Source organism: Marinibacterium profundimaris (assembly GCF_002210095.1).
Lineage (GTDB): Bacteria > Pseudomonadota > Alphaproteobacteria > Rhodobacterales > Rhodobacteraceae > Marinibacterium > Marinibacterium profundimaris.
This window is the reverse complement of the sequence record NZ_AQQR01000013.1, coordinates 18,415-41,085: the sequence shown is the minus strand read 5'-3', so window position 1 is coordinate 41,085 and position 22,671 is coordinate 18,415. Positions and strand designations below refer to the sequence as shown.

Here is a 22,671-nt window from a genome sequence, read left to right as displayed (position 1 = left end):
GTCAGGGAAGGATCAGCGGCCGCCGATCACGCCGATATAGTCGGACACCCAGCGATAGTAGGGCACGCATTCGTCCTGACTTTCGCAATTGGCGACGGGGGTCTTCCAGAACTTGATCTTGTCGAACTGGGCAAGGCCATTGGCATCGCAGCCTTCCTGCGTCTGCATTCCGCGTCCGTCGGTGCAGGCGGCGGGAACCGACGGAACCGCGCCGAACCAGACCGACAGGTCGGATTGCAGGTTCGAGCTGAGCTGATGTTCGAACCACATGTAGGCGCAGTTCGGGTTCTCGGAATCGACGTGAAGCATGGTGGTATCGGCCCAGCCCGTCGCACCTTCTTGCGGAATGACCGAGGCGACCGGCACGTTGTCGGCCTGCAGCAGGTTCACCTGGAACGGCCACGAGCCCGAGGCGACCATGCCTTCGTTCTTGAAATCGTCGATCTGGATGAAAGCGTCATGCCAGTAGCGACTGACCAGCTCACGCTGCCCCCGCAACAGGTCGAGCGCGGCGGCATATTGATCCGCGTTCAGCTCGTAGGGGTCTTCGATGCCCAGCTCGGGTTGGTGGAACATCAGATAGTTGGCCGCGTCGGCGATGTGGATCGGGCCGTCATAGGCCTGCACCCGGCCGGCGTTGGACTCGCCATCGGACAGGGTCGTTTCCTCGAACACCACGTTCCACGAGGTCGGCGCCTCGGCGAAGGCTTCGGTGTTGTACATCAGAACGTTCGGGCCCCACATGTAGGGCACGCCGTAATGCACGCCGTCGACTGTGTGCCAGGGCGCGTCCTTCAGGCGGTCATCCACGGAGCTCCAGGACGGCACAAGGTCGATATTGATCGGCTGCACGCGCTTGCCCGCGATCATCCGCAGCGACGCGTCGCCCGACGCGGTGACAAGATCGAAGCCGCCTTCGTTCATCAGGGCGACCATCTCGTCCGAGGTGTTGGCCGTCTTGACCGAAACCATGCAGCCCGTCGCTTCCTCGAACCCGGTGACCCAGTCGAAGGCCTTGTCGGTTTCGCCGCGCTCGACGTAGCCCGCCCAGGCAACGATTGACAGCTGGCCTTCGCCTTCGCCGATCTCGGTCATCTGGGCCAGGGCCGATGTCGCGACCGAGGCGGCCGTGATCGCACTCACCACGGCAGTGATGAAAGTATTCTTCATTGCGGTCTCCCTGCGGGCCGGCCAGACGCACCCCTTGGCCACGCGTCACAGCATGGCCGGGACCCGCGGGCCGCCCTGGCTTGTTTGTTTGTGATGCCCGCCCGTCAGATACACGGGGGCGCGGTCCGGGAGCCCTGTTGCCATGACAGGCCCGGGATCCCTCTGCCGCTCCGAAACCATGCATCGCTGATGCTGCGCGCGCAAATTCATTATTCAGAAAGTATCATTCGGAAATTCCGATAGCTTGGGCACGTCAAATCCGCAGGTGCTTGCCGCCCTGCCCCATCCGTGCCAGCGCAATGAAATCGCGCACGGCGGGCGACAGAGGCAGCCCCCGCCGCCAGACCACGCCCACCTGCACGATCGGCAGCGCGCCCGAGACATCGCGGCTTTCAATCCGGTCCCCGTCCAGCGACCAGGGCCGGTAGACCAGATCCGGCAGCAGTGTCACCCCGGCCCCGGTGGCGACAAGGCTGCGCACGGCTTCGACGCTTCGGGTCCGGAAGGCGATCTGGGGCCGCTCGCCGAAGGCCGACAGCAGCTTGACCGCCTCTTCCTCCATCTCGTCGACGTTCAGCATGATCAACGGCTCGCGCGCGACATCGTCCAGCCCGATGCTTTCGCGCACCGCCAGGGGGTGGTTAAGCGGAAGCCACAACCGGAAGGCCGAAACGTCGAGGATTTCGGATTGCAGCGCCATCCGGTCGCGCAGGTTGGAAATCACCATCACCGCGACGTCCAGTTCGCCACCGATCAGCAGGTGTTCGAGGTATTCGCCGGAATCTTCCAGCGCCGAGACATCGACCACCGGATTCATCCGCCGGTAGCGCGACAGTAGGTCCGACATGACATAGCCCGCCATCAGCGACGTGACCCCGATGTTCAACCGCCCCGATGTCGTGCCCGGCGGCCGCTTGAACGCTCGCTGCGCGCTGGACACGTCCGCCAGGATCTGGGTCGCATGCCGCAGGAACTGGTGCCCGCTGTGCGTGATGTTCAGCCCCCTGGCATGGCGTTCGAACAGCGTCACGCCCAGGTCGGCCTCGAGGTTCTTCAGCGCCTCGGTCACGGAAGACTGCGCGATCGACAGTGACTGCGCCGCCCCGATGACGGAGCCCTTTTCGGCGACCGCCACGAAGTAACGCAACTGCTTCAGTGTGAAGGACATTGGGGGCGCTCTCCTGTCATCCTGTCAGACGTAACGACAGTTGTGGCGATCAAACAAGCCGTAGTTGCGGGACCCGGACCCCTGCCCTTTCGATCTCGGGCAGCTTGCGGCAGCCAGCCTCCTGCGTCCGGGAACGCGGGAACCGAGCCCCCTGCCCCGCCGCAAGCCAAGCTACCCTGACCGAACCCAGCCCAGGCCTCAGAACGGCACGATCCAGCGAACCGCCCCACCATAATCGGTCTCGTTGCGCGACGCATGCCCGTAGCCGGCAAGGTCGAACATGGCGCCCGAGCGGGTGACGACCGTGAGCCCGACGGAGAGGTCGTATTGCGTCCGGTCGAAATCCGACGTCCAGGGCACCGACCCTGCCGAGACCGGCGCGTCGGCAAGCCGCGCGCGGGCGCCGAAGCTCGTGTCGCCCAGGAACTGGGTCATCATCAGCGTCACGTTTGGCCGAACCTCCATGCCCTGCGACAGGAACCGGCCGCCGATCTCAAGCGCCGGGCGCAGGTAGAACAGGGTCTCCGCCTCGGCCTCGATCGTCAGGTCGGTGCCACCCGCCCCGGTTTCCGTGTAAGAGCTGTCATTGAACCGCGCGACGCCCAGGTCCATCCGCGGTTTCAGGAACCAGCTGCCGCGCTCGATGGCATAGCCCGCCCGCAGCTGGGCGCCGTAGACCCACTGGTCCTGCGTTCCGCTGGCGGTGGCCCCGCCCGAGACCCGGCTGTTGTCGAAGCTGCCCCGGCCCAGATGCGCCCCGGCGCCCAGTTCCCAGTTGCCGAGGAAACGCTTGACCGACAGCCCGGCCGTGGCCGTTTCTCCATCGCTGGAGGCGCCTGCATCCGTCGACAGATCGGTAAAGGCGTAGGTGAACGCCCCGCCGATGGCCAGGCCATTGTCCAGCAGCGCCTGGCCGCCGGCGGTGATCGCAAAGCCCGTCTGGCTGAAGCCCGACGCCCCGCCCGACGCGTCCCGGCTGAACCGGTTGCCGCCGAAGGTCAGGTACACACACTGACCGTCGCGCGCCCAGACCGCGCCCGCGCCGTCGTGCGGACAGCTGAACAGGCTGTCGGCGAAGCGCAGCGTGCTCGAAAGCCGCGCGATCTCGTTGCTGGTCACCACCTCGGGGCCCAATTCGTTCATCGCCAGCCCGTAACCGGCATGACTTTCGACCTCGATCAGCCGGCGCGCCAGATCCGGGTCCAGCTCTCCCTGACGGTAAAGCCTGTCGAAATAGGAACTGAGCGCCCCCTGGCTGTCATTGACCGCGGCGAGCAGGTCGTCATTGGCGTAGTCCACCTCGTAGCTCAGGCTGAGTTCGGTGGCCGCGGATTGCTCCAGCCGGTAGCGCGCCACGACCGAGGGCACGACGTCGAGCGTCGAAATCTCGAGCCCGTTCCCGGCACGCAGGATGGTCATCGACTGCCGCCCGGAAGGCTGTTGATCGGCCTGCAGAACGTTGACCTGCAGCGCGCCGCCGATCTCGGCGCGGCCGGCAACAGTGAGCACGTCGCCGGTCCGGCGCTGCATGTCGAGGTCGAAATGCAACGTGCCCCCCCTGTGCAGAAGGTCGCCGTCGATGCGGGTGCCTCGCACGACTTCGGCGGTGCCGACGAAAATCCGGCCCCAGTTGCGCAGCCGCCGCGTCTGGATGATGTCGCCTGCGTCCAGGATGCCGGTGGCGAGATTGTCGAGCACGATGTTCGACTGAACGGGCGCTGCGACGGTTGGCGCCGCGGACGACGCCTGAGTGACAGAGCCAGTGATCTGGCCGCTGATGGTCCCGGAATTCGACACGGTCAGGGTGCTGTTGGCGTTGGTCGCGTGGATCGCCACACCGCTCGCCGCCGAGATCGTACCCGCATTGTCGAGCGTGCCGTCCGCAGAGCTGTCGACCAGCACGCCGGCTGCGGTGTCGCTGTTGTGATAGGTGCCGCTTCCCCCGCGGATCGTCGCGCCCAGGGCCACCGTGATGTCCACCCCGCCGGCACCGCTGCCGCCGTTTTCGACCCAGAGCCCATGCGCGCCGGTGCCGCTGGCCGATACCGCTCCGGAAACCGCGACCGCGACGGTGGTGTCCGCGACTGCGGCCTGCCCGCCCGAGCCACCGGCATACTGGGCGAAGATGCCCGTCGCCCCGTCGCCGGTCGTGCTGAGCTGGTCCCCGCTGAAGGTCACGCTGACCTTGCCAGCCGTCCCCGTGCCGCCGAAACTGCCCACGTAGGCGCCATCGGTCGAGGTGTCGTCGATGTTGCCCAGCACGCCGCCCCCGCCCCCGACGGATTGTGCGAAGATCCCGACCGAATTCGCGCCCATCGTGGTGATGGAGCCGCTGGCGTCGATCGTCACAGCCTTGCCGTTGGCCTCGCTCGCGTTGGATTGCTGGACGTTGGCGCCGACGCGCGTCTTGTCGCTGAGGAACATGGACCCGCCATAGCCGCCACCGCCGCCCACCGATTGGGCGAAGATCCCCATGGACGCGGCGTTGAGCATACCCGGTGTCGCGGGCCCGGTGCGGATATCCGAGCTGCTGTTGACGGTCACCTGGCCGCCGTCGCCGTAATCGCTTTCACCGCCGAAGGTAAGTCCGCCCTCGAAATCCTCCGAGGCCTGTCCGAGACTGCCGAACAGGGTTCCCCCGCCGCCACCGACCGATTGCGCGAAAAGCCCCGGCGATTGTTCGGCGGCGGTTCGGATCGTGCCGGTCCGCGACGAGACTTCGACATCGCCGCCGTTGCCCGACGCGCCATTCAACCCGCCGATAATGACGTCGGCGTTGGCTATCGCCTTGCGGTTGGTCTTGCCCCCGGTATTGCCACCGCCGCCGCCGATGGACTGGGCAAAGAGCGCCGCGCTGGCATACCCCTGCGTTGAGATCGCTCCGCTGTTGGTGATCGTGGTCGTGCCGCCGTTCCCGGCCTGCCTGCCCGAACCGCTGATCTGGATCGAGTACTCGGCCTTGGCGTCATTGGCCTCGCCACCCGAACCACCGCCGCCACCGACGGATTGAGCATAGATGCCATAGGCATTCACCCCGGCGGTCGACACCGACCCGCTGTTGGTCACCTCGGTCTGCCCACCGTTCCCGGCCGCTCCGCCCATCCCGCCGATGCGGATGTCGGCCTTGCCGAAATCTGTCCCGAGGTCGCTGATCTTCGAATCTTCGCCCAGCCTGGATTTGGTGTCGTCGCTGTTCTCGCTGATCTGGCGGCTGTAAAAGCTGCTCTTGCTGGTCGAGGTCGCCCCGCCAATTCCGCCGCCGCCGCCGACCGATTGCGCAAAGATGCCGTGGGCCACGTCGCCCGAAGTCGACAGGTCGGCATCGTTGGTGACCCTGACCGCCCCCGCATCGGCGCCTGCCGCGCCATCGCCGCCGATGTCGAGGTCCAGCGACGCGGTGATCGAACTGGTCTCGCCTTCCTCGTTCTCGCAGGAGGTTTCGCCCTGCCCGTCGGTGTCCGAACAGGTCCCGGCGACGCTCTTGGAATATGTGGAGGCCAGCCCGCCGTCGCCCCCGTTGCCGCCCACCGACTGGGCAAAGATACCGTAGGCGCCCGCGCCGGTGGTGGCGATGGTGCCGCCGGACTGGTTGGTGACCGTGATGTCCCCGCCCTTGGCCGATCCGCCGCCGCTGCCGCCGACCGTTGTCCGGAAGGCCAGCGATACCGTGGTTTCGCCTTCCCCGGAACTGCCGGGCAGGTTGTAGATGCCGGTGCCGCCAAAGCCGCCCTTGCCGCCGTTTCCACCGACCGACTGGGCATAGATGGCGCTTGAACTGGTGCCGCCAGTCGTGATGGCCGCGTTGTTGGTCACCGTGACGGCGCCACCGGTGCCGCTGCCGCCCCCCGCGCCCCCGACCGAGACGCCAAGGTCGGTCCCGATGGACCCGCCGGCAAGCAGGTTGCCGAGCACGTTGTACGTCAGCCCGCCTGCCCCGCCGGAACCGCCGACCGACTGGGCCAGCAGACCGTCCGAATTGTCGCCGCTGGTCGACAGCGCGCCGCTGTTGGTGACGCTCGCCGCACCGGCCTTGCCGCCGCCGCCGCCCGCACCGCCCAGCACGACCGAGACATCGATGTCCTCGCCCGGCCCGATGTTGACGGTACCCGAAGCCGCCATGCCGCCGGCGCCGCCCGACCCGCCGATGGACTGGACCTGGATCGCGGCGCTGTTGAAATCGCCGGTCGTGATCGTGCCCTTGTTGTCGACCGAGGCGGTCCCGGCCTGCCCGCCGCCGCCGCCGTCTCCGCCCATGGTCAGCGAGGCATCGCCCTGCGGGTAGCCGTCGCCGAAGTCGGCGTTCATCCCGGCTTCGAGCGCGAAGCCGCCAGTGCCACCGTTGCCGCCCAGGCTGAGCGCCCGGATGCCCGCCGCGTTGCTGCCATCGGTGCTGATCGAAGCGCTGGCATCCGTGCTGACCGAGGCCGTCCCGGCAATGCCACCGCTGCCGCCTCCGCCGCCCAGGGTGACCGTGGCCGACGCCTGCGAGATACCGGCCCCGGTGATCGCCCCGCTGCCACGCCCGCCATTGCCGCCCTGGCTGATGGCCGTGATGCCTTCGGACTGGAACCCACCTGTCCGGATCGCGCCCGAGGCCGAGACCGTCACGGCGCCCGCGGTGCCGCCCGCGCCACCCTCGGCGCCCACGTTGACATCGACCGACCCCAGGCCGACACCCTGCCCGCCCATGGTGAACCCGGCCACTCCGCCCGAGCCGCCACCGCTGATGGCGAGGATGCCGGGCGATTGATCGCCCCCGGTGGTCAGCGTGTCTCCGGACCAGTCGACGTCGACCTTGGCGGCCGTGCCGCCGCCTCCGCCCTTCCCGCCGACGCTGATGTTGGCCGACCCCGCCGACACGCCCTGCGCGGCGATCACGGTCGCGCCACTGCCCCCGCTGCCGGCCTGGCTGACCGCCTGGATCCCGGGCGAGACCTGCCCCCCGGTGGCCAGCGTCTCGACGGAGACGACCGTCACGTCCGAACTGTTGCCGGCCTTGCCGCCTTCACCACCGATGCTCATGTTCAGGTCGGCCTCGCCGATGGTGCCGATCGCCCCGACGACATGCCCGGCGCCGCCGGACCCGCCGACGCTGGTAGCCAACAGCGCGGCCGAGGCATCGCCCGATGTGCTGATACCGCCGGTCGAATAGATCTCGACTTCGTAGGCGAACCCACCGGCACCGCCATCCCCTCCGACCGACAGGTTGACGCCTGCCCCGGCATTGGCCGAGACTGCGGCGCCCGATTGGCCGCCGCCGCCCCCCGCCGACACCGCAAGGACCCCGATCGCCCCGTCGCCCGAGGTCGTCACGGTCCCCCCGGTGCCCGGCACGTCACAGACGTCGCTGCTGCTTGTACCGCCACGGCAGATCGACGCCTGCCCACCCACGCCGCCGCCGGATCCGTCGCCGCCGATGGCGATACCCAGCGTGCCCAGCCCGGCCGTCGCCGCCACGGTCGTGGCCGCCGAACCACCCGATCCGCCGGCGCTGATCGCCGATATGCCGGTGGCATTGTCGCCGGTCGTGGACACGTTGCCGAACAGGGAAGCCAGAACCGAGCCGCCATTCCCCGCCGCCCCGCCGGAGCCGCCGATCGACACCGAGATGTCCGGCGTGTCCGTCGCCGAAACCGACAGCGAGTTGCCCGCCGAACCGCCGCCGCCGCCGACGCTGCCGATGGCGATGCCGCGTGCATTGTCGCCGCCGGTGCTGACCGACGAGCCCGCCTCGGTCTTCACGTAGGCGGTACCGCCGTTGTTGCCGGTGCCACCGTCCCCGGCGACCGACAGAGAAAAGCCCACCCCGACACCAAGCGTGTTCGAGCCGTGGCCACCTGATCCGCCGACGCTCTGTGCGACGATGCCGTCCGCGCCGGTGCCCGAGGTGGTGATGCTGCCGCTCGCGGTGACCGCCGCCCTGCCTCCGGTGGACCCTGAACCGCCCTTGCCGCCGATGGCGACCAGACCGGCGGTCGAGCTGGCCGCGCCGCCACCACCGCCGATGGATTGCGCAAGAACCCCGGTTGCGTCGTCGCCCGAGGTCGTGATCGTGGCCGATGTCTCGAGTGTGACCTCGCCGCCCGCACCGCCGCCTTTGCCGGTCCCTCCGATCGAGGTGAAACCGCGCGCGTCTCCGCCGTCGCCGCCTGTCCCGCCGATCGACTGGGCCATGACGCCCCGGCTGCGGTCGCCGCTGGTCTCGATGACGCCCGAGAGTGTCACGTCGACCGTCCCGCCATTCCCACCCGACGCGCCCGAGGCCGTGCCCGACAATGCCACCAGCCCCTGCGTGCGGGACGATTTGCCGCCGCCGCCGCCCTGGCTTTGCGCAAAGATCGCATCCGAATTGTCCGCATCGGTCCGGATCGAGGTGTCGTCCGACCCGTTGTAGGTCACGCTCACCTGTCCGCCGCTGCCCGCGCTCTCGCTGCTGGCGCCATACGCGACAATGCCCGACGCCGTTCCGCCATCACCGCTGAAACCGCCGATGGACTGCGCCATGATGGCGTCCGATGCACCCTGACGTGTATGGATGTTTCCGGCATACGTCACCGTGACGTCCCCGGCAGGTCCGGATCCGGCCCCGGCCCCGCCGGTGGCGGAAGAGGAATCCGCTTTGCCCCCGTCTCCGCCGGCCCCTCCGTAGCTTCGGGCGATGATGGCCGGCGCCTGGTAGCTGTCGGTCACGATGCTGGCCGTCGAGCCGCCGGGTTCAGCGACATGGATCGTCACGGCGCTGCCCGTTCCGCCCTGGCCCCCGTTGCCCCCCGTGGACTTGCCCAACCCGGCCCCGACCTTCGCGTCGCCGCCCCTGCCACCGTCGCCGGCGATGCTTTCGGCCATGAGGCCCGGTCCATCGGTGGCATTTATGTCGAGACCGCCGGCCTCGTTGCCCGACACATTGGTTATTTCGACCACGCCACCGGTGCCACCCACACCGCCCGTGCCGCCATAGCCATGCCCGTTGCAGACATCCTCGCCTTCGCCGCCCTTGCCGCCCGCCCCGCCCTGGGACGTGGCGACAATCCCGATGCCGCCCTCGGACGAAAGCCCGCTGGCCGTGATCGTCACGGCGCCACCGTGGCCTCCCATGCCTCCCTGGCCACCGTAGGCGCTGTGATCACACGACTTTCCGGACCCGCCGGTATTGGCGCCGCCGCCGATACTGGCACCAGAAATGGCCGGCATGCCCGTGACCTGGACCCCGGTGAACGTGGCCGAGACCTGGCCCCCCGCACCGCCCTGGCCCCCGGCGCCACCCCGGCCGTGGCCACCCGATACCGAATGGCCCTCGGCCCCCTTGCCACCTTGTCCGCCGGAGCTGTAGACGCCGATCCCTTCAAGTGCTCCGGAGACGGTCACACCTGAAACCGTCGCGGTCACGGCCCCTCCGCCACCGCCCACGCCACCATCCTTGCCGTCGCGGTCGCCGGACCCCTTGTTCTCGCCGTGCTCATTGCCGATGCTGCCCGTCGAATTCACAAGGATCCCCTGCGCCGAAGGCGAGGTGACCCCGAACCCGTCCGACAGGTCGACCTTGAGAACGGTCGTTGCGGCGGTCTCGCTGTATTCAGGTGCTCCGACGTCAAAGTTCCAGACCGGCGCCGTGCCCGACGGCGCCCCCGTGACCCCGGTGTTCGACGCGTTTTCGAAGGTCATCGTCGCGGTCTCATCGGACGTCGTGCCGGGCAAGCTGAAATCCGTCACGGCAAGATCGCCGGAACAGGTCAATTCCGTTGTATCGGGTCGCGTGCAGTCCGCCCGGACGGGCGCGCCCATCACCCCCGCGCAGAGCACGGTCAGAGACATCGCGACAGGTCTCGGCCCGGGTCGATGGCGGATGAACAGGATCGCAGAACGCCTTGCGGCTTCGGAAAAACCGTTTGAGTTTGCCATCTGTCCCCCCGTCTGGCGCAAGAAGTCGTCACAACCTGAAATTGCACCCCGATCCCCAATTGACCGGTCTTTTCCGGGTAGACTTCATTCGGGCCATGGTGCCGCCCGCTCTGCGACCTGGCAACGCTTTTCGAATTGGGGCGTGTGCTGCTGTTCCTCGTGACGGCCTTGTCAGGGGGGCGCCAGACCAATTCGAGCGCGTCTCAAGGACGGCAGAATGGCCGTCCCTTATGCCGCCCCCGTCGTCGAATTTTCTGGTCTTGAAACACTTGAACGGATCGCGTTTCGTCATCCCGGGACGGCATCGGAGCCACCGACCCTACCGCAAGCCGCGTTGCCCTGACAGAGCCGCCCTAGGGCTTCTGCCGTGCCTCAGAACTTGCCCGGGGCACATTGAAGGCAGGTAAGACCCGCCGAACGCCAGAAATCGACCACCGACTGTCGGTCGTCCACGACCAGCCACGGGGTATACCCGTCGGCACGGATCCGTTCGAGCGCGGCGCGTTTGACCTCCGGATCTGAATCCCGGTCCTCTTCCGGGCGGCGCAGGTAGAGCGCGTCATGGGAAATGCCGGCCTTCTCCAGCCACTCCCGGGTCCGGTGCCGCCAGCCCTCGGGCCGGCCGGAGCACAGAATGATGGCTTCGCCCTGCGCTTGCAGACGCGCCAGCAGCCGGGCCACCGGTGCGATGACGGCGGCTGCTGCCATTTCGTCGTGGAAGGCATCCCAGTGCTTGTCTTCGCCATGTACCAGGTGCCCCAGCCGCTGGCTGTCGAATTCGGCCAGTGTGCCGTCGATGTCGAAAATCACGCAATCCAAGGAAGTGTTTCTCCGGTCAGTTCAATTTCGGTCCAGCCCGCGGGTCCGGGGCTGTAGAGGATGGGGGTGGTGTTCGGGGGCGAAGGTCCCAGCGGCGTGCCCCCGGTGATCGCGCGGGTGGCGCGGACCACCCCGGAATGCGCGACGATGACCGGCAGGTGCCCTTCGGGCGTGGCCGCGATGCCCTCGATCAGGGCCGCCTGCACCCGGTCACGGAATACGTCCCAGCCTTCGCCCGCCTCCGGCGTCGATCTGCGCGGCGGCAGCTGGCTGACGGGGCGGCCCTCGTAGATGCCCCAGTCGCGTTCGCGCAAGCGTTCGATCACCGTCGTGGGCACATCGGGAAAGGCCAGCGCCGCGGTCTCTCTCGCGCGCTGCTGGGGCGAGGAGAAGAGCGCCACAAGCGGCCAGCTCCACGTCGCAAGGGCACGGGCCCCGGCCCGGCCCGCATCGGTCAGCTGCGCTTCGGTACGGCCCGCGATCAGCTTGTCGCGATTGGCATCGGTCTGGCCATGGCGAATTACCAGGAAGGCCCGGCCCGGCAAGTCAGTCACAGAAACAGTCTTTCATTCAACAGAAGTGCCGTGCCGAACCGTGTCTCCAGAAGGTAGTCTTCGGGGCAATCGCAGAACAGCGGCGCGAAGCGGCTGGCCCGCAGGCGGTGGATCATTGCGATCTGGTCACGCAGCGGCGGATGAACGTTCCAGCGCAGAAACTGCCCGCCATGGGCCATGATCGCGCGGGCATGGGCCGTCATGTGGCCGGTGAAGATCACCGTCGCTTCCCGGCCCAGCCGTCCGGTGTCGCGCCAGTCCCGGACGATGGCCCAGGCCGCGCCGGCGTCCGCATTGGGCGTGTCGCAGATCAGGTAGCGCGCGGCCCGGTCGAAAGGCGCCTCGATCAGCGGCCACAGGGCCTCTGCCCCGGGGGCCACGCTGCCGTCTTCCAGCATCTGCCGCAAGGCCGCCCTGCAGGTGTCGTCGAGAGTGACGCCACCACGCGGCAGCAGATGCAGCGCCAGCTCCCCCGCGCGGCCCGAAGGCGGGACCGGGAACAGGTGCTGGCGATGGCGGCTCGTATCGAGCGCGGCATCGAGCGCGGCCCGGCGGGCCTCCTGCGGGACATCGTTCAGGTGATAGGAACAGTCGATCAGCGCCACCGCCGCCTCGGGAGGCGGCGCATATGCGAACCAATCCGATTCCTCCGACCAGTCGCCGGAAAAGAACAGCCCCTCGCCAACCGCGACGTGGAACCATACCCCGCCGCAGGCATGGCCGTTGGGTCCGGTGCTCAGCACGGTGCCCGCGATCTCGGTCTGGCCGTGATGCGGCAGCAGATGCACATCGGCCCCCGGCGGCAGGGATCGCGCGGTCTCGGCCGTGCAGTGGATGGGCAAACCGGCCGTCACCGCGAAACCGGCGCCTCCGATATGGTCGATGTGGTCATGGGTGATCAGAACCCGGTCCGCACCGTCCAGCCACGCCGGGCAGAACGGCGAGGACGCCTCGGGTCCTGCGCCCACATCCAGGAGCCAGACTTCGCGGCCGGTCCAGATCCGGATGCAGGCCGGTCCCTTCTCGCCCAGGCCCGACAGAACCTCGACCCAGGGCGCGGGACTGCGGGTCGCGTCAAACATGGGCCGTCGCCCGCGCGGGAAGCGCGCTCAGACCGGGTTCGCGAAAGGCCCAGGGCCTATCAATCCGAAGACCGACCTGCGCCCCCACCTCCAGACGCAGGCGCGAGAACGCAACGAGATCCTCGCCGCCCGTGTCCAGCACGACCCGGAACCGCCCGCCCTGATATGTACAGCCTCGCACCCGTGCGCGCAGCCCGCCCTCGTCGGTCAGGCTTACATCCTCGGGACGGATGCACAGATGGGTCGGCAGGGCCTCATTGCTCCGCGCCGCGACCCGCAGACCCATCGTCTCGACCTCCAGTCCGTTGCGGCCCAACGGCCCCGCCGCGCTGGCGGAGACCACCGCGCCGTCCCCCACGAAGCCCGCAACGAAGCAATCCGCGGGCTCGGAATACAGCACCTCGGGCGCGGCGAACTGGCGGATCCGACCGCGCTCCATCACCGCCACTCGGGTTGCCAGCGCCAGCGCCTCGCCCTGATCGTGGGTCACGTAGAGCATCGTCGCGCCGGTGCGTCTGTGGAACGCCGTGAAGTTCTCCTGCATCGAGGCCCGCAGCGCCAGATCGAGGTTCGCGAGCGGCTCATCCAGCAGGACCGCGCGCGGTTCGGCCACCAGGCAGCGCGCCAGCGCCACCCGCTGCCGCTGCCCGCCCGAAAGCTGCGCCGGGGCGCGGTGGGCGAACTCGGTCAAGCCGGTCAGCGACAGCGCCTCCTCCACCCGCCGGGCGCGCTCTGCCCGTGCCAGCCCGCGAACCTCCAGCGGGTAGGACACGTTGCCCGCCACGGTCATGTGCGGCCAGAGGGCATAGCTTTGAAACACGATGCCCACGCCACGGTCCTCGGGCGGCACGAAACAGCCCGGCCCCGCCACCTGCGTATCGCCCATGCGGATCTCGCCGCCCGTGGGCTCTTCGAACCCGGCGGTCAGGCGCAGCAGCGTGGTCTTGCCGCAACCCGAAGGCCCCAGAAGGGCGACGAATTCTCCGCTTTCGATACGGGCGTCGATCCCGTCCAGCGCAGGCTGCGCGGATCCGTCGAACTGTTTCGTCAGACCGGAATAGATCAGCTCTGCCACGGCACGACTCCTTTGGGCAGACGGCGGGCCATCAGCTGTACCCCCGTCATCAGGCATACGATCAGCAGGACAATCGACATCGCCACGGCCGAAGCCATGATCGTCTCTCCGCTGTCTTCGAGATTGAAGATGACGACGCCCAGGGTCTCCGTTCCCGAAGACCACAACAGTGCCGAGACGGTCAGCTCGTTCACCGCCGTCAGGAAGACGAGGATCGCCCCTGCCGCCGCCGCCGGTGCGGCAAGCGGCAGCACGATGGTCCGCAGGCGGCGGCCAAGCCGCGCACCCGCCGCGCTGGCCGCTTCCTCCATCGCCGGGTCCAGCTGCCCCACCGACGCCTGCACCGGGCGCAGCATCACCACGAGAAAGCGCGCCAGATAGGCCAGCAGGATGATCCAGATCGTGCCGTAAAGGGTCAGGTCGGTGAACGGCAGGTCGAGAAAGGCGAGGATACAGGCGATCGACAGCACCACGCCCGGCAGCGCATAGGGCAGATCCACCAGCGCATCGATCGCGCGCGTCGCGCGACTGGGCCGGCGCGCCATCAGCCAGGCCAGCGGCAGGCAGACCGCCATCAGGATCGCCGCGGCGCCAAGCGCCAGTCCGAGAGAGTTGACGTAGGCGCGCCGGGTCATCGGCTGACGCAACAGCGCCTCTGTCCAGGCGTCAAAGGTCATGTTCGCCCACGTCAGCGGCACACCGTAGGCCGGGATCAGCGAGGTGAACAGCAGCGCCATCATCGGCAGCACGAGGATGGCCGCGATGAAGCTCCAGAGCGCGATCTCGACCGGAAGCCGTGCGCGGCCCAGCGAAATGGACAGCGGCTGCCCCGAGAGGCCCACCAGCCCATGCGACCTGCGCGCCAGCAGCCATCGGGCCAGCAGCACTCCGGCGATGGCCACGAGGCCGATCAGCAGCGCCAGCACCGCAACCTCCGGCAGCGCCGAGGGGCCGAACCCCACAAGGCGCTGGTAAATCAGTGTCGGCAGGGTGGAATAGCGCGCCGGAATGCCCAGCATCGCCGGAATGCCAAAGTTTCCCAAAGCCGTGACGAAGGCCATCGCCGCACCGGCTCCGAGCGCGGGGAGCGTCAGCGGCATCACGATCTGCGCCCAGACGCGCAGGCCGCGGGCCCCCGACATGCGCGCCGCCTCGACAAGATCCGCGGGAATCTGGCGCAGGCCCGCGCGGAGCGTCAGGAACACGATGGACGCGTGCTGGATACCAAGCAGCAGGATGATGCCGCCAGGGCTGTGCAGCGGCTGCGGGCTGCCAAGCGGGGGCGCAAGCCCCACCATCTTCAGCAGCACCGAGGACGGACCCGTCACCTGCATCCAGGCCAGCGCCGTGATTTGCGGCGGGATCATCATCGGCACCATCAGGCAGAACACCAGCGCGCCGCGCGCCCGCACGTTCGTCAGTGCCACGAGAAATGCGAAGGCGCCACCGATCAGCACCGACAAAAGCGTTCCACCCGCGGCGGTGACCAGGGAATGCGTCAACGCCTTGCGCGTGCTGTCACGGCTCATCACGTCGGCCAGGTAGTCGCCGGTCAACCCGTTGCCGAAGCCCACGCCCTCCAGCAGCAGACGCACCACCGGCCCGAGCGCGATCAGCGCGACGGGCAGCAGGAGCCAGGACAGCAGCCGGCCTTCCGACCGGCTGCTGCGTTTTGCGACCCCAAGGTTCATTCGACGCCAAAGACCTTGGCAAAGCGTTCCTTGTTGGTCTCGGTGTCGGCCAGCGCCTTCGCGGGATCGAACGCCATCAGCTTGATCTCGCCGCGCGACGGGAAGCCTTCGGGGCTGTCGATGCCGTTGCGGGCGGGGATGTAGCCCTGTTCGACCACCAGCTCCTGACCTTCTTCGGACAGCAGGAAGTCCACGAATTTCTGCGCGGCGGCGTTGCCTTCGGCCTTCTTCATGATGGCCACGGGCTCGGTCACGTAGGACACGCCTTCCTCGGGGAAGACGAAGTCGACGGGCGAACCGTCGGCCTTGGCGCGCAGCGCCATGAAGTCCACCAGAACGCCATAGGGCTTTTCACCCGCGGCCACGGCCTTGAAGGTGCCGCCGTTGCCGCCCTCGGCACGCGCGTCGTTGGCGGCCAGCGCCTCGTAATAGTCCCAGCCCAGGTCCGCGTCGCCGGTCAGCGTGGCGAGGTGGATCAGCGCGGCACCGGAGTAGAGCGGCGACGGCATGGCCACCATGCCATTCATCTCGGGCTTGGCAAGATCGGCCCAGGATGTCGGGACCTCGGCCGCGCCGGTGTTGTAGACGATGCCGGTGGTGATCAGCTTGGTCGAGTAATAATAGCCATCCGCACTGTAGAGCGCCGCGTCATAAGCCTCGGCCTCGGGCGAGCTGTAGGCGGCAAGGTGGCCGTCCTGCGCCATGCCTTCCAGCGTCACGGTGTCCGCGATCAGCAGGACGTCGGGTTGCGGGTCTCCGGCGGCGATCTCGGTCTGCAGGCGGGCCATCAGGTTGGTGGTCCCGTCGCGCACCCATTCCACGTCGACGTCGGGGTTGGCTGCCATGAAGGCATCCACCGTGGCCTGGGCGTCCGCATTGGGCTGCGAGGTGTAGAGCGTGAGAGTTTCGGCACCCGCGGCCACCGGCAGCGCCAGCGCAACGGAAAGGGAAAGAAGACGGCGAAGCATGGAGCACTCCTGAAGGATTTGCTTTTCGTTCGAAAACGAACAGCCGCATGCCATTCGTTGCCGCCCTGTTAGTGGCGACGCGTGACAGCGATGTGACAGTTTCACCTGCTTATGGTTTCAAGTTTAAAAATAATCCCCGGCGCGGTTTCGCACTGGACAGGGCGCATGTCGCGGATCAAAGCTGTGCCCGGGAAAGAGGACAGTTGGATTTCGAACGAAAATGCCTATCGATGAGACCGCCCGCCGTCGGGATCAGATCATCAACCTGCTGTCGACATACGGCGAGCTTTCGGCAAAGGCCATGGCCGACATGCTGGATGTAACGGTTCAGACGATCCGGTCGGACCTGCGGTCTCTGGATGACGCGGCGCTGGTCCGGCGGCGCCACGGCATCGCGCGCCTCGCTACTCCGCAGGAGAACATCGGCTATCAGCCGCGGCTGGCCGTGTCCCGCACCGAAAAGGAAAGGATCGGCGCGGCTGTTGCGGCGCTGGTGCCGGACGGCGCATCGGTCGCTCTGGGGACCGGCACAACGGTAGAGGCCGTCGCCCGCGCCCTGGCCTGTCACGACCGGCTGTCGGTGGCGACAAACAACCTGCACGCGGTGCTGGCACTGCGCGCGGCCCCGGAGATCTCGGTGTCACTGGCGGGCGGACGGGTGCGCATGCGGGATCTTGACCTGATCGGGGCCGAGGCCAGCGAATTCTACGCAGGCCTTCGAATGCAATTTGCGGTTTTCAGCGTCGGCGGGGTGTCTCTCGAGGGTGATCTCCTGGATTTCAACATGGACGAAATCCGGGCCCGTCGGGCAATCGCCGGCTGCGCCACGCATCGCATCCTTGTCGTCGACCACGCGAAGATCGACCGCGCCGCCGGCTTCGCCATGGGGCATCTGTCAGACCTCGATACCGTCGTGTGCGGCGGAGAGATCCCCGAGACGCTGACAACTGCCTGCAAGGAGGCCGGAACACGCATCGTGCTGGCGTAACACGTCGATCGGCCGGTGCGGTCAGAGCGATTCGAACTCAATTCTCCAAGGACAGCATAGCTGCTCCTTATGACGCGCAGAGACCGCGCCACCCGGCGCCGCGCACGATCCGGTCCCAGCGGACGGGAACCGGGATTTCCGCCCTGACTAAAGCGGCGTCACGACCGGAACCCGCCGCCCCTCCAAGGCATTGTTACCACCCGGCACTTGCGGACCGGCGGTTGGTGCGATGTCGGCCCTGGGGACGGCGGCCAGAAGGCGGCGGGTATAAGCGTGGCGCGGCGCATGCAGCACCTGAGATGTCTCGCCCTGCTCGACGATCTCTCCCTTGTACATGACCGCGATCCGATGGCTGACCCGTTCCACCACGGCAATGTCGTGGCTGATGAACAGGAATGAGACGCCCTCCTCGCGCTGGATCCGCGCCATCAGGTCGGTCACCCGCCGCGCGTTCGAGACATCGAGCGCCGAAACCGCCTCGTCCGCCACGATGATCTGCGGGCGGACCGACAGGGCGCGCGCGATGCAGATGCGCTGCCTCTGCCCGCCCGAAAACTGGTGCGGAAAGCGCTCGGCCGCGTCGGCCGGCAGACCCACGCGCTCCAGCAGGTCGCGCGCCATGGCGTCACGGCCGGCAGGCGCGACCATGTCGTGAAGATAGGCGGGTTCGGTCACCAGGTCCCGGATCGCCATGCGCGGGTTCAGCGCGGCATAGGGATCCTGAAAGACCATCTGTATCCGCGCCCGGTGGGGCTTGAGCGCCGCCGCATCAAGGCTGTCGATCCGCGTGCCCAGCAGGTCGATCTCGCCCGATGCCGGATCCACCAGCCGCATCACCGTCCGCGCAAGGGAGGACTTGCCGCAGCCGCTTTCGCCGACCAGCCCCAGCGTTTCCCCGCGCCCCAGCGTCAGGGACACGCCGCGCACGGCGGTCACCGGCGCCCTGCGGCTGAAGAACCCGCCGCCTCCGTAGGTGGTGACCACGTCGCGTACCTCCAGCACCGTCTCGGCGCCCGCCAGCGGCGCGGGCGAGCCATCGCCCAGGCGCGGCGTCGCGGCCAGCAGCTCGCGGGCATAGTCTGATTTCGGCGCTGCAAACAGGTCCGCCTTGCGCCCCTCTTCAACGAGGTCGCCGTCCTTCAGCACCACCACCCGGTCCGCGATCTCGGACACCACGCCCAGGTCATGGGTGATGAACAGAACCGCCATGCCAAGATCGCGCTGCAGCCCCGCGATCAGAGCGAGGATCTCGGCCTGCGTGGTGACGTCGAGCGCCGTGGTCGGTTCGTCCGCGATCAGAACGTCCGGCTCGCAGATCAGCGCCATGGCGATCATGACCCGCTGCCGAAGCCCGCCGGACAGCTCGTGGGGATATTGGCCCAGCCGTTGGTCCGGCTCGGGTATCCGCACCCGCTCGAGCGCAGCGCAGGCGGCCGCGCGGGCGGCCCGGCCGCGCAGGCCCCGGTGCAGGGCAATTGTCTCGCCAAGCTGTGCGCCGATGGTCATGACCGGGTTCAGCGACGTCATCGGCTCCTGGAAGACCATGGCGATCCGGTCGCCCCGGATCGCGCGCAGCGCCGCGGGCGCCAGCTCGGTTATCTCGGCGGGCGCCTCGCCGCCCAACCTGATGCTGCCGCCGGTGATCCGCCCGCCTTCGCGTTCGATCAGCCGCAGGATCGACAGCGCGGTCGCGCTCTTGCCCGAGCCGCTCTCGCCCACCAGCGCCAGCGTCTCGCCCCGGTGGATGTCGAAACTCAGCCCGTGCACCGCCTCGACAGAGCCGAAGGCGACGCGCAGGTCCTTGACGGAGAGGACGGGAGGATCGGGCAGCATCCGTGTCACTCCGCCGCGATGTCGGCGAAGAGCGGCGCCAGCGGAGGCGTCCAGCGATGCCGCGAAGGCGTCAGGCGCGCTTCGAACGGGTCGTCGCCGAAGACCTGCCAGTGCAGCGTCTCGACCAGGTCGAGCATGCCCCAGGCGCGCGCGGGTTCGCCGGCCGTGGTGAAGCTTTCGGTCAGGCTCTGCTGGGTGATGTGCGGGATGCCGTCGACGGTGGTCACGGTGTTCCAGTGCACATGCCCGGCGATCGCCGCGACCGGAACGCGCGCCTGTGCCAGGGCCGCGCGGGCCCGGTCGGCCTGCGGATAGGTCGATACGCCCGGGGTCCGCTGGAAGTAGTAGTTGCCGACCTGCGAATGCCCGGAAATCGGCACGTGCGAGGCCAGCAGTGTCGGCTTCTCCGCCTGCTGCGCCATGCGGGAGAGCCACAGGAGGTCGGCCTCGGGCAGGTCGAAGCCGGGGCGCGGCACGTCGCGATGGATACGCGAATCCGCCCGCCAGAGGGCGAGCTGCCAGGCGCCCAGGTCGATGACCTCCGAGCCCAGCGGCGTGCCCAGGATCTCTTCGTTCTCGGCCACGCTCAGGTGGTCCCGGTCATGGTTGCCGCAGACATGGTGCACGGGCGCGTCGATGCGGGCAAAGAGCTCGGCCACCTCGCGTTCAAGCCGGGCATCGGTCTGGCTGTCCACGTCGGAAATCCTGTCGCCAAGATCCAGGACGAGGTCGGGCTTCTGCTCGTTGGCCCAGTCCGCGAAGGCCGAAAGGAGCTCCAGCGCCGTGTCGCCGCGCTTGGTATGCGAGGGGGCGCCGTGGTGGATGTCGGTGACGATGGCGATCCGGGTCATGTCGGTCTCCGTGGAGGGCGTTGAAACGTCGGGAAGAAGGGTGGAACCGGGCCCGAAGGCCCGGCCCCTGCCCGGATCAGCTGCCGGTGTTGGAGATGCTGCCGGAGCGGAAGTCGAGCACGTAGGGGATGTGGCCGGGCATCGGCGCCCAGTCGATCGACTGCTTCATGCCCCAGCTCTCGAACGGGCGATAAAGCGGCAGAACCGGCGGGTCCTGCTGGATCTCTTCCATCAGCTCGACATAGGCGGCCTTGCGGGCCTCGACGTCGGTGGAAAAGCGGAAGCGGTCCCATTTCTCGGCATATTCGGCGTCGGTGTTGAACCGGCCCTCGCTTTCCGAGGGGCCTTCGGGCGCCCACATCACGCCGAAGGAGCCGAACGGGTCGGCGAAGTACATCGGGTTCGACCAGTTGCGCGCCATCAGCTCGGGGTCGTTGCCCGACCACTGGTCCTGCACGTTCACGCGGCCGTTGATGCCCACGGCGGCCCACATCTCCATGATCGCCTGCGCGGCCAGCAGGCCGTTGGTGTAATAGGTCGCGGCGGTGTCATAGGTGATCTCGGTCCCGTCATAGCCCGCTTCCTCAAGCAGCGCCTTCGCGCGTTCGGGATCGTATTCGAAGGTCACGAGGCCGGGCTGATGCAGCGCGCCCATCTCGGCCATGGTGTGGGTCGAGGGCACGATGGCCTTGCCCAGCCACAGCGCCTCATTCAGGGCGTCGCGGTCGATGGCCAGCGACATCGCCTGGCGGATGCGCGGATCCTCCAGCACGGGGTGGTTCTGGTTCATGATCATGACGTGGAACAGCGCGGTGGCCGAGCCTTCGGTCTTCAGGTTCGGGTCGTCGTCGATCAGCGACAGCTGGTCAGGCGCCACGTTGGTGATGATGTCGGCTTCACCGGTCTTCAGTGCGGTCACGCGGCTGGCGGTCTCGGCGATCTGGACGACGGTGGCGCGTTCCAGCGGCGCGGGCGCGCCCCAGAAATCGTCGAACCGTTCCCAGACCAGTTTCTCGCCCGGCTGGAAGGAGGCGACCTTGTAGGGGCCGGTCCCCACGGGGGCGAGCGAGAAGGCCTCGAAGTCGCTGTCCTCGGCCACATCCGGATCGCCGGTCAGCGCCTTGGTGTAGGCCTCGGGGATGATCATCGCCTGCTGCATCGAGATCAGGGTCTCCCAGAGCGGCTCGGGGCGTTCGGAATGGATACGGATGGTGTAATCATCCACCTTCTCGGCGCCGGTGAAGTTGCCGAAGCGGTCCTTGGCGCGCACCACGTAGGGCGGGAAGGTGGCCTGGAACATGCGGTTGAGCGAAAAGACCACGTCGTCGGCCGTCATCTCGTCGCCGTTGTGGAACTTGACGCCCTCGCGCAGCTTCAGTTCCATGGTGGTGGGGTCGATCAACTCCCACGAGGTGGCAAGGCCCGGGGTCCACTCGGGGTCCAGCTTGCCGTGGTCGCGGTCGATCAGCGTGTCGAAGGTGTTGTAGTAGAACTGCGATCCCACGTTGGAATGGTCGCGGCCGGGATCGACATAGGGGGTCACGTTGGCGGCGCCAACGGTGATGTCCTGTGCGGCGGCGGCCAGGGGCAGCGCGGCAAGGGCGGTGGTAATCATCAGGCGGAACATGGGATGTCTCCGGTTTGGCTAAGGATGGGTCGGGCCGGTTGTCCGGCTCTTGGGGTTGGCGGTCAGCGTTCTCTCAGGCGGACGTCGGCGCGGTCACGCAGCCAGTCGCCCAGGATCTGCACGGTGAAGGTCAGGGCCACGATCAGCGCGGCGGGGGTCAGCACGATCCACGGCGCCGTCGGCATGTAGTCGCGCCCCAGCCCCACCATGGAGCCCAGAGAGGGCTGCGGCGGCTGAACGCCCAGGCCGAGGAACGACAGCGTGCTTTCGAGGATGACGATGTTCGACAGGGCCAGCGTGAACTGCACCACCAGCGGCGAGACGAGGTTGGGCAGGACGTGGCGCCAGGCGGTGTAGAACGGGCCGGCCCCGGCGGTTCGCGCGGCCTCAAGGTAGGGTTGCGCCGCGATCCGGCGCACCTCGCCGCGCACGATGCGGGCGTATTGCTCCCATCCGGCGATGCCGAGCACGAAGATCAGCACCGTCAGGCTGGATCCCATCAGCGCGAGCACCAGCAGGGCCACCAGCGTGAAGGGAATGGCGATCTGCATGTCGACCAGCGACATGATCACGTCCTCGGCCCAGCCCCGGCGCAGGCCCGCGACCAGCCCCAGCAGACCGCCGATCACCAGCCCGATCACGGCTCCGGCGAAGGCCAGCGCCAGTGTCAGCCGCAGCCCGTACAGCGACCGCGACAGCACGTCCCGGCCCAGCTCGTCGGTGCCCGCGATATGCCCGGCCGCGTAGCGCTCGAACCCGAGCGGCGGGCGCAGGCGGGCCAGCAGGCTTTGCTGCAGCGGATCGAAGGGCGTCAGCAGCGGGGCGAAGATCGCGGCGCCCACCAGCAGCACGGCCAGCACCATGGCGATCTTCTGGATAAAGTCGGCTCCCTGCCCCTTGCGGGACTTGCGGCGGCGCAGGATGGGATCGGCAAGGCTTGCCATGG

The 22,671-nt window shown here is 68.1% G+C and carries 14 protein-coding genes; 1 reads left to right on the top strand and 13 read right to left on the bottom strand.

Translation table 11 applies throughout. The annotated features are described in order from the left end of the window. Positions 1 to 12 precede the first annotated feature (12 nt). The 9 genes from ATO3_RS21175 to ATO3_RS21135 form a co-directional block, all read right to left on the bottom strand. Complete coding sequence (locus ATO3_RS21175; RefSeq protein ID WP_088651909.1) at positions 13 to 1,170, bottom strand: ABC transporter substrate-binding protein; 1,158 nt, start codon at positions 1,168 to 1,170, stop codon at positions 13 to 15. A 253-nt stretch (positions 1,171 to 1,423) separates the two neighbouring features. Continuing rightward, positions 1,424 to 2,338, bottom strand: coding sequence for a LysR family transcriptional regulator (locus tag ATO3_RS21170; RefSeq protein WP_088651908.1), 915 nt, complete (start codon positions 2,336 to 2,338; stop codon positions 1,424 to 1,426). 198 nt (positions 2,339 to 2,536) lie between these two features. Then, positions 2,537 to 10,150 (bottom strand): autotransporter outer membrane beta-barrel domain-containing protein, encoded by a 7,614-nt coding sequence (locus ATO3_RS21165; protein WP_088651907.1) that lies wholly within the window; start codon positions 10,148 to 10,150, stop codon positions 2,537 to 2,539. A gap of 459 nt (positions 10,151 to 10,609) precedes the next feature. Further along, positions 10,610 to 11,047 (bottom strand): phosphatase domain-containing protein, encoded by a 438-nt coding sequence (locus ATO3_RS21160; RefSeq protein ID WP_233152248.1) that lies wholly within the window; start codon positions 11,045 to 11,047, stop codon positions 10,610 to 10,612. Continuing rightward, complete coding sequence (locus ATO3_RS21155; RefSeq protein ID WP_088651905.1) at positions 11,044 to 11,610, bottom strand: histidine phosphatase family protein; 567 nt, start codon at positions 11,608 to 11,610, stop codon at positions 11,044 to 11,046. The genes ATO3_RS21160 and ATO3_RS21155 overlap by 4 nt, the downstream gene beginning before the upstream one ends. Further along, positions 11,607 to 12,692 carry an MBL fold metallo-hydrolase gene (locus ATO3_RS21150; RefSeq protein ID WP_198963334.1) on the bottom strand — a complete coding sequence of 362 codons (1,086 nt, stop codon included), beginning with the start codon at positions 12,690 to 12,692 and terminating at the stop codon, positions 11,607 to 11,609. Before ATO3_RS21150 ends, ATO3_RS21155 begins: the two co-directional genes overlap by 4 nt. Further along, positions 12,685 to 13,767, bottom strand: a complete 1,083-nt coding sequence (locus ATO3_RS21145) for an ABC transporter ATP-binding protein (protein WP_088651904.1) — start codon at positions 13,765 to 13,767, stop codon at positions 12,685 to 12,687. The genes ATO3_RS21150 and ATO3_RS21145 overlap by 8 nt, the downstream gene beginning before the upstream one ends. After that, positions 13,755 to 15,458 (bottom strand): ABC transporter permease, encoded by a 1,704-nt coding sequence (locus tag ATO3_RS21140; RefSeq protein WP_088651903.1) that lies wholly within the window; start codon positions 15,456 to 15,458, stop codon positions 13,755 to 13,757. The genes ATO3_RS21145 and ATO3_RS21140 overlap by 13 nt, the downstream gene beginning before the upstream one ends. Further along, positions 15,455 to 16,426, bottom strand: coding sequence for an ABC transporter substrate-binding protein (locus ATO3_RS21135; RefSeq protein WP_088651902.1), 972 nt, complete (start codon positions 16,424 to 16,426; stop codon positions 15,455 to 15,457). Before ATO3_RS21135 ends, ATO3_RS21140 begins: the two co-directional genes overlap by 4 nt. 220 nt (positions 16,427 to 16,646) lie before the next feature. Between ATO3_RS21135 and ATO3_RS21130 the strand changes: the two genes are divergently transcribed. After that, positions 16,647 to 17,414: a DeoR/GlpR family DNA-binding transcription regulator gene (locus ATO3_RS21130; RefSeq protein WP_088651901.1), complete on the top strand. Its 768-nt coding sequence runs from the start codon at positions 16,647 to 16,649 to the stop codon at positions 17,412 to 17,414. 147 nt (positions 17,415 to 17,561) lie between these two features. On the opposite strand, the gene ATO3_RS21125 is transcribed toward ATO3_RS21130, so the two are convergent. From ATO3_RS21125 to ATO3_RS21110, 4 genes are all read right to left on the bottom strand, one after another. Beyond that, positions 17,562 to 19,247 (bottom strand): ABC transporter ATP-binding protein, encoded by a 1,686-nt coding sequence (locus ATO3_RS21125; RefSeq protein ID WP_233152244.1) that lies wholly within the window; start codon positions 19,245 to 19,247, stop codon positions 17,562 to 17,564. A 5-nt stretch (positions 19,248 to 19,252) separates the two neighbouring features. Next, complete coding sequence (locus ATO3_RS21120) at positions 19,253 to 20,098, bottom strand: metallophosphoesterase family protein (protein WP_088651899.1); 846 nt, start codon at positions 20,096 to 20,098, stop codon at positions 19,253 to 19,255. A gap of 76 nt (positions 20,099 to 20,174) precedes the next feature. Further along, entirely contained in the window at positions 20,175 to 21,725 is a 1,551-nt protein-coding gene (locus ATO3_RS21115) for an ABC transporter substrate-binding protein (RefSeq protein WP_088651898.1), read from the bottom strand. A 62-nt stretch (positions 21,726 to 21,787) separates the two neighbouring features. Further along, a complete protein-coding gene (locus ATO3_RS21110) occupies positions 21,788 to 22,669 on the bottom strand; it encodes an ABC transporter permease (protein WP_088651959.1) in 882 nt (293 codons plus the stop codon). Positions 22,670 to 22,671: the final 2 nt, after the last annotated feature.